Origin of the sequence: Rhizobium leguminosarum (assembly GCF_010668065.1) — a bacterium.
GTDB classification, from domain to species: domain Bacteria; phylum Pseudomonadota; class Alphaproteobacteria; order Rhizobiales; family Rhizobiaceae; genus Rhizobium; species Rhizobium leguminosarum_S.
In genome coordinates this window covers 25689-32060 of the sequence record NZ_WUEN01000027.1, presented here as the reverse complement: position 1 = coordinate 32060, position 6372 = coordinate 25689, and the positions used below count along the sequence as shown (strand labels likewise).

The window sequence follows — 6372 nt, the reverse complement described above, 5'->3', positions numbered from 1 at the left end:
CTAGAACGAAAGACTTCGTCGCCAGCAGCGCCGCCGCCCTCGTTCAGTGAGTGGGCTTATAGAACTAACCAACCAAAACAGTCAACACACCCAACCAAAGTTTTTTGACATTTTTGTAACAGGTTGATTCGGCTGGCATTTTTGCCGGTCGATATTATCCACAGGGCGCCCTTTCGGGACGGATTCCCGAAAATTCCTTTACCGGCTGGTCAAAAATCCATCGAACGTCGTTCTCAACGTCCGAAAGATAGCGAGAAAACAGGATCTTGCGCGAAATTATGGTTAACGGAGGATTAAAGCGCCTCCGACCGGCAAGCTTTAAATTTCCGTCACAAATCAGCGGCTGAGATTTCGGAACCTATCACCGAGTTGGGTGTTGTCTTTCCCATTGAAGGAAGGAGACCGACATGGCTGCCAATACCGATGATATCAGAGCATCTGTCAGTAAGGACATCGCCGCACTCCAACAGGAAGTCTCGCGCCTGCAGAAGATGATTTCCGCTCAGGGCGCTGAAGCCTATTACGAAGTGCGTGGCCGCGCCGGCAAGGTCTATGACGAAGCCCTGCCCCGGGCAAAGAACGCCGTCGCCCAGATCCGGGCCGAAGGTGTGGCTGCCGCCGACGCTGCCCGCGAGCATCCGACTGCAACGACCACTGCCCTGGTGCTTGCAGGCGCCATTGGCTTCCTTGCCGGATACCTGCTTTCCGGCAGTCCGCAGCCGCAGCCTCGCCATTGGTGGCGCTGAACACGCCATATCCACTCATAAACCAGTTTTTTGCGCACCCGCCGATCCGTTTTCGGCAGGGTGCGTAAATGCTTATGTCTTAGAAAAACCAATTTTTAATGCCAGCTATGGGAACATAAAAAACGAAGGGAGGACTACCATGGAAAACAAGAGGGCCAACTGCATTATCGAAGTCAGTGTCGACAGCGCCGATGGCCGCTATGCGGTCGGCATTATGAATATGCGCCAGGCACTCGATCTGCCGGAAATGCCTAGTCTGTCCTACACGCATCCGGACCCGGTCAAGGCCGCCGCCGGTATCGTCGTCAGCCGCAAGGAACTGGCCGGCTTCATGGTCTGCCGCTGAGGCAGCGCCACCCTAGCAAAGCCGCGACGGCGCTTTATCCAAAGCGCTGAGGCCTTTTTTCAGCGCCTGTTATTCCCGTCGTTTTTTATTCACGCTGCTGGCATCCTTCTGTCGTTCATGCCAAGAAAACTGCATCGAAAGCAGGATAAGGATGACAGATGAGGGAGCGGCGCCCACCGCACAAGACGCGTGAACGGACAAAGCCCACCGATAACGCCGCGGCCAAACGGGTCACCCTTCCCCGCGCCCTTTCCAAGCTCGGTTATTGCTCCCGCACGCAGGCCGAACGCCTGATCGCCGAAAATCGCGTTGCGGTTGACGGCCGAACTGTCAGCGATACCTCCGCATGGGTCGATCTTGCCACGGCAAGCATCAGCATCGACGGCCTTGTCATCGCTGCCGAAGCGAAAATCTATCTGATGCTCAACAAGCCCCGCGGTCTCGTCACCACCCGCCACGATCCGGAAGGCAGGCCGACGGTCTATGATTGCCTCAGGGATTTCGACATCCCGCATCTCTCTCCGGTCGGCCGGCTCGACAAGGCGAGCGAGGGCCTGCTGCTTTTCACCAACGACACTGAATTCGCCCAGATCCTGCTCGATCCGGTCACGCATGTGACGAAGACCTATCATGTCCAGATCGACCGCATCATGGACGACGAGGACATTGCCGCGATGACAGCGGGCATCCGCCACGACGGCGAGCTGCTGACGGCAACCGCCGCGCGGCGCGTGCGCCAGGGCGACAGGAATTCATGGATCGAGGTCGAGCTCGACGAGGGCCGCAACCGCCAGATCCGCCGCATGCTGGAGGCGCTCGGAACCGAATGCTTGCGCCTCGTGCGCGTGGCAATCGGCGGGCTCGAACTCGGCGAACTGCCGAAAGGCGCAGTGCGTGCGCTGAGCGAACCGGAATTGCAGGCGCTACGCCGGAAAACCGGCATGGAGAGGACGAGACGCAATTGACCGCTGTGACGGAGATGGCGCCGCACGATTTCTGGCAGGAGCTTCACCCGCCGGGCACCTTTGCCGGCGATGGGGAGTTCACCTCCTTCTATGTCGCCACGCTCGAAGACGGCCGCCAGCTTCGCCTGCCGATCCGTGAGCTGGCGGATGGCGCCCACGCCCTCGCCTCGCTGATCGTCAACCAGGCGAGCTTCGCCGTCCTCGATGCACTGGCCGAAAGCCTTGCCGAAAAGATCAGGCCCATGCGCATCGACGTCGTCGCCGGCCTGCCGACGCTCGGCCTGACGCTGGCCGCCGCCGTGGCGCAGAAGCTCGGCCATGGCCGCTACGTTCCGCTCGGCACCTCGCGTAAATTCTGGTATCGCGACGAGCTCTCCGTCGCCCTGTCTTCGATCACTACGCCGACACAGCAGAAACGTCTCTATATCGATCCGCGCATGCTGCCGCTGCTTCAGGGACGACGCGTCGCACTCATCGATGACGTCATTTCCAGCGGCGCCTCGATCGCCGCCGGTCTTCATCTGCTGACAGGCTGCGGCATCGAACCCGTCGTCATCGGTGCCGCCATGCTGCAATCGGAGCGCTGGCGCGAAAGCCTCGCAGCCGCCGGGCCGCAATGGAGCGCTCGCACCATCGGCGTCTTCGCAACCCCCATTCTGGAGCGGAACGCCAGAGGCCAGTGGCAGGCACCACCAGCCTGACGCGAGATATGAGGATTGTTCAATCTTTGCCTGAAGGCGCCTCTGTACAGCGCATGAGGAACGATTACAGTCCCGCCTGATCGATGAAACAACGGACCTGCCCATGTCGTTCGAGCAAGCATCCCTGCTGATCCTTCTGCTGGCGATGCTCATTCTCTTCTCGCTCGATCGCATCCGCATCGAGGTGGTCTCGATCGCCGGCTTGCTTGGCGGCTATGCGCTCGGCCTTTATCCCGCCGAGCAGATCTTCACGGGCTTCGCCAGTCCCGTCGTCATCACCGTCGTCGAGATCCTGCTGATCGTCCAGGTGCTGGCGCGCGCCAGGCTCTTCGACAGTCTCGCCGCCCGTTTCGCGGCCGCAAGACCCTCGGACTTCAAGGTCATATCAGGCACGTCCTCGCTCGCCGGATTCATGTCCATCTTCATGAACAATATCGGCGCCTTTGCGATCACCTTGCCGGTCGCGCTACGTCTCGGCACGGTCCTGACAATCCCCCGCCGCCAGCTCGTCATGCCGGTCTCGTTCGCGGCCCTGCTCGGCGGCCTCGTTTCGCTGATCGGCACGCCAGCCAACCTGCTCGTCAGCGATGCGCTCGCCAAGGCGACCGGAACCGGCTTTCACTTCTTCGATTTCGCCTATGTCGGCCTGCCGGTCGCCATCGCCGGCATTCTGCTCATCGCCTTTCGCGTGCAGCGCCTGTTTCCGGAACCCGACGAAACACCGGTAAAGATCTCACCGGCCGCGCGCCGCATCGTCGTCGAGCGTCGCATCCCTGACGTCTCGCCGCTGATCGGCGTGCGACTTTCCGATTGTCCGGTGCGTTTCGGCATCAAGCCGCATGCGCTGATCCGCGGCGACAGTTTCGTCTTCGGTCCGCTCGACCAGTCGATATTAGAACCCGGCGACGTGCTGCTTGCCGAAGGCGCCGATACAGTCTTTGCCGGCCTTGCCGCCACGCAGGCGCTGATCGCCGATGCCCATCCGCATGGCCTGCAGCCGGATTTCACCCGTGTCGAAGCCGTCGTGATGCCGGAGAGCACGTTGGTCGGTTCGCGTGTCCGTTCGCTCGAAGTCTTCCACCATCGCGGCATCGCCGTCGCCGCCCTTTCCATGCGCGCGCCACGCATCGAGGGCCGCTTCCTCGACCTGCAATTGTCGATCGGCGATATTTTGACGCTGGAGGGGCCGCGCATTGCAATCGGCGAAGCGTTGGAGGAAAGCGAGTGCCTGCCGCTCGCCTCGACGGCACCGAGCGAACCGGCGCCGCTCCTATCCTGGCGGCCCTTCGCGCTCTTTGCCTGCGGCGTCGCCGCCTCGGCGGCCGGCCTGCGTCCCGACGTCGCTTTTGCCGGCGTCGTGCTCGTGCTCGCTCTGCTCAATCACCTCAATATCCGTCAGGCGATGGCCGATCTCAACTGGCCGATCATCATCATGCTGGCGGCGATGATCCCGATCGGCCAGGCGGTGGCGACCACCGGAGCGGCCGAAACCATTGCCGGCTGGCTCAGCCTCGTCGTGCCGATCACCCATCCGCTCTTCGGCATCGCCCTCATCCTTTTCCTGGCCATGGCATTGACGCCTTTTGTCAACAACGCGACGGTCGCAATCGTCCTGACCCCGATCGCACTGGAATTCGCAAGAGCCGCCAGGCATGCGCCGGACGCCTATCTGATCGCGGTTGCCGCCGGCGCGTCGCTCGATTTCCTGACGCCCTTCGGCCATCACAACAACACGCTGGCAATGGGCATCGGCGGCTACCGCTTCGGCGATTTCCTGCGCGCCGGCTGGCCGCTTGCCGTCTCAAGTTACGGCCTCGCCCTGCTTCTTACCGGTCTGTTCTGGCTGTAACGCGATACCCGATCGGCTTGACTTCCCCAGCAATGAAACTAGAGCAGGAAGTCTTCACCCAATAATTAAGGACAGTCGAGCGCCGTGCGAATTCTCTCCGAAGCCCATTTCCCGGAATTGCCGAACTATTATCGCGGCAAGGTGCGCGAGAATTACGATCTTCCGGACGGACGCCGCATCATTATCAGCACCGACCGGCTGAGCGCTTTCGACCGGATCCTCACCTGCATCCCCTATAAGGGCGAGGTACTGACGCAGACGGCCCGCTACTGGTTCGAGGCGACGAAGGACATCTGCCCGAACCACGTTCTCGACTATCCCGATTCGAATGTCGTCATCGGCAAGCGGCTCGACATCCTGCCGGTCGAGATCGTTGTGCGCGGTTATCTCGCCGGCACCACCGGCACCTCGATCCTGACGCTTTATAAGAAGGGCGAACGCGAGATGTACGGCATGCGCCTGCCCGACGGCATGCGCGACAACCAGATCCTGCCGGACCCCGTCATCACGCCGACTAGCAAGGAATTCGACGGCGGCCACGATGAACCGCTGACCCCCGCCGAAATCGTCACGCGCGGCCTTCTCACGAAAGAACAATGGCAGACGCTGTCGACATATGCGCTCGCCCTCTTTGCCCGTGGCCAGGAGATGGCGGCGAAAAACGGGCTGATCCTGGTCGATACCAAATACGAGTTCGGAACCGATGGTGACGGCAACATTATCCTCGCCGACGAGATCCACACGCCGGACAGTAGTCGCTACTGGCTTGCCGAAAGCTATCCGGCAAGCTTTGCCGCCGGAAAACGCCCGGAGAGTTTCGACAAGGATTTCGTCCGCGCCTGGGTGGCGGAGCGCTGCGATCCCTATAAAGACGAGATCCCCGAAATCCCCGCCGAACTGATCGAACAGACCTCGGCCGTCTATATCAAAGCCTACGAGGCGATCACCGGCGAGCGCTTTGTTCCCGACGATAGCGGCGAGACGCCGCTTGCCCGTGTCCGAAACAACCTCGCTCCCTATTTTCCCTGAAAAGGCGACAGACGAAAGCCGCCGGCCCGATCACCAGCTTGCGGCATTCCTTCCAATCGCGCTAGCATCGAAAAAAAGGGGTATCGGGCTCAGCCCGGCGGGGAACAGATGGTAAGAAGGCCAAGACGCAAGGCCGAGGAAACGCGGGAAGACATTCTCTCCATGGCGGAGATGCTGTTTCGCGAGCGGGGCTTCGTCGCGGTGTCGATCGCCGATATCGCCGGGGCGCTCCATATGTCGCCCGCCAATGTCTTCAAGCATTTCCGTTCCAAGGTCGCGCTGGTCGATGCGATCGCCGGACGCCATCTCGACGATGCCGCCGAGCGCTTCGCCGCCTTCGATGAGAAGCTGCCGCCAAAGGAACAACTGCTCCGCTTCATCCTGCGCCTGCTGGAAAGCCACCTGCAGGATATCCAGAAGAACCCTTATATCTTCGAAATGGTGCTTTCGACGATCGAAGCCAAACTCGAGGCCGGCAACCGTTATCGCGCCCGCATCGAGGCAAAGCTCGGCGAGATCATCCGCGAGGGCATGGCGGAGGGAAGTTATCATTGCCGCGATCCCGAGAGCGCGGCGCATACGGTTGCAGACGTCTTGGCCTGCGTGCTGCACCCTGTCCTGATCGCTCGCGACGACAAGGAGACACTCGTGCACCGCGCCGAAAAAATCGTATGTTTCGTCCATGCCGCACTGCAAAATAGCGCTTGCTAAGTGATGATTGCTGAATTACGTCACT

At 61.0% G+C, this 6372-nt stretch carries 7 protein-coding genes; all 7 read left to right on the top strand.

Annotation, left to right across the window (positions count from 1 at the left end; genetic code table 11):
- Nucleotides 1-407: 407 nt before the first annotated feature.
- The 7 genes from GR198_RS34620 (at nucleotide 408) to GR198_RS34590 (ending at nucleotide 6347) form a co-directional block, all read left to right on the top strand.
- A complete protein-coding gene (locus GR198_RS34620; RefSeq protein WP_011653302.1) occupies nucleotides 408-746 on the top strand; it encodes a hypothetical protein in 339 nt (112 codons plus the stop codon).
- Nucleotides 747-885: 139 nt separating this feature from the next.
- Complete coding sequence (locus tag GR198_RS34615) at nucleotides 886-1092, top strand: hypothetical protein (protein WP_012758797.1); 207 nt, start codon at nucleotides 886-888, stop codon at nucleotides 1090-1092.
- 158 nt (nucleotides 1093-1250) lie between these two features.
- Nucleotides 1251-2057 carry a pseudouridine synthase gene (locus GR198_RS34610; protein ID WP_029872024.1) on the top strand — a complete coding sequence of 269 codons (807 nt, stop codon included), beginning with the start codon at nucleotides 1251-1253 and terminating at the stop codon, nucleotides 2055-2057.
- Between the two features lie 14 nt (nucleotides 2058-2071).
- A complete protein-coding gene (locus GR198_RS34605; RefSeq protein ID WP_029872023.1) occupies nucleotides 2072-2758 on the top strand; it encodes a phosphoribosyltransferase in 687 nt (228 codons plus the stop codon).
- Between the two features lie 103 nt (nucleotides 2759-2861).
- On the top strand, nucleotides 2862-4607 hold the full coding sequence (locus tag GR198_RS34600; protein ID WP_029872022.1) for an SLC13 family permease: 1746 nt from the start codon (nucleotides 2862-2864) through the stop codon (nucleotides 4605-4607).
- 84 nt (nucleotides 4608-4691) lie between these two features.
- Nucleotides 4692-5636, top strand: coding sequence for a phosphoribosylaminoimidazolesuccinocarboxamide synthase (locus GR198_RS34595; protein WP_029872021.1), 945 nt, complete (start codon nucleotides 4692-4694; stop codon nucleotides 5634-5636).
- A gap of 108 nt (nucleotides 5637-5744) precedes the next feature.
- Entirely contained in the window at nucleotides 5745-6347 is a 603-nt protein-coding gene (locus tag GR198_RS34590) for a TetR family transcriptional regulator (RefSeq protein WP_012758802.1), read from the top strand.
- Nucleotides 6348-6372 lie beyond the last annotated feature (25 nt).

Excerpts from the sequence above, each read along its gene's own strand:
- GR198_RS34620 (WP_011653302.1), top strand. The coding sequence starts at position 408 with ATGGCTGCCAATACCGATGATATCAGAGCATCTGTCAGTAAGGACATC.
- GR198_RS34615 (WP_012758797.1), top strand. The coding sequence starts at position 886 with ATGGAAAACAAGAGGGCCAACTGCATTATCGAAGTCAGTGTCGACAGC.
- GR198_RS34610 (WP_029872024.1), top strand. The coding sequence starts at position 1,251 with ATGAGGGAGCGGCGCCCACCGCACAAGACGCGTGAACGGACAAAGCCC.
- GR198_RS34605 (WP_029872023.1), top strand. The coding sequence starts at position 2,072 with ATGGCGCCGCACGATTTCTGGCAGGAGCTTCACCCGCCGGGCACCTTT.
- GR198_RS34600 (WP_029872022.1), top strand. The coding sequence starts at position 2,862 with ATGTCGTTCGAGCAAGCATCCCTGCTGATCCTTCTGCTGGCGATGCTC.
- GR198_RS34590 (WP_012758802.1), top strand. The coding sequence starts at position 5,745 with ATGGTAAGAAGGCCAAGACGCAAGGCCGAGGAAACGCGGGAAGACATT.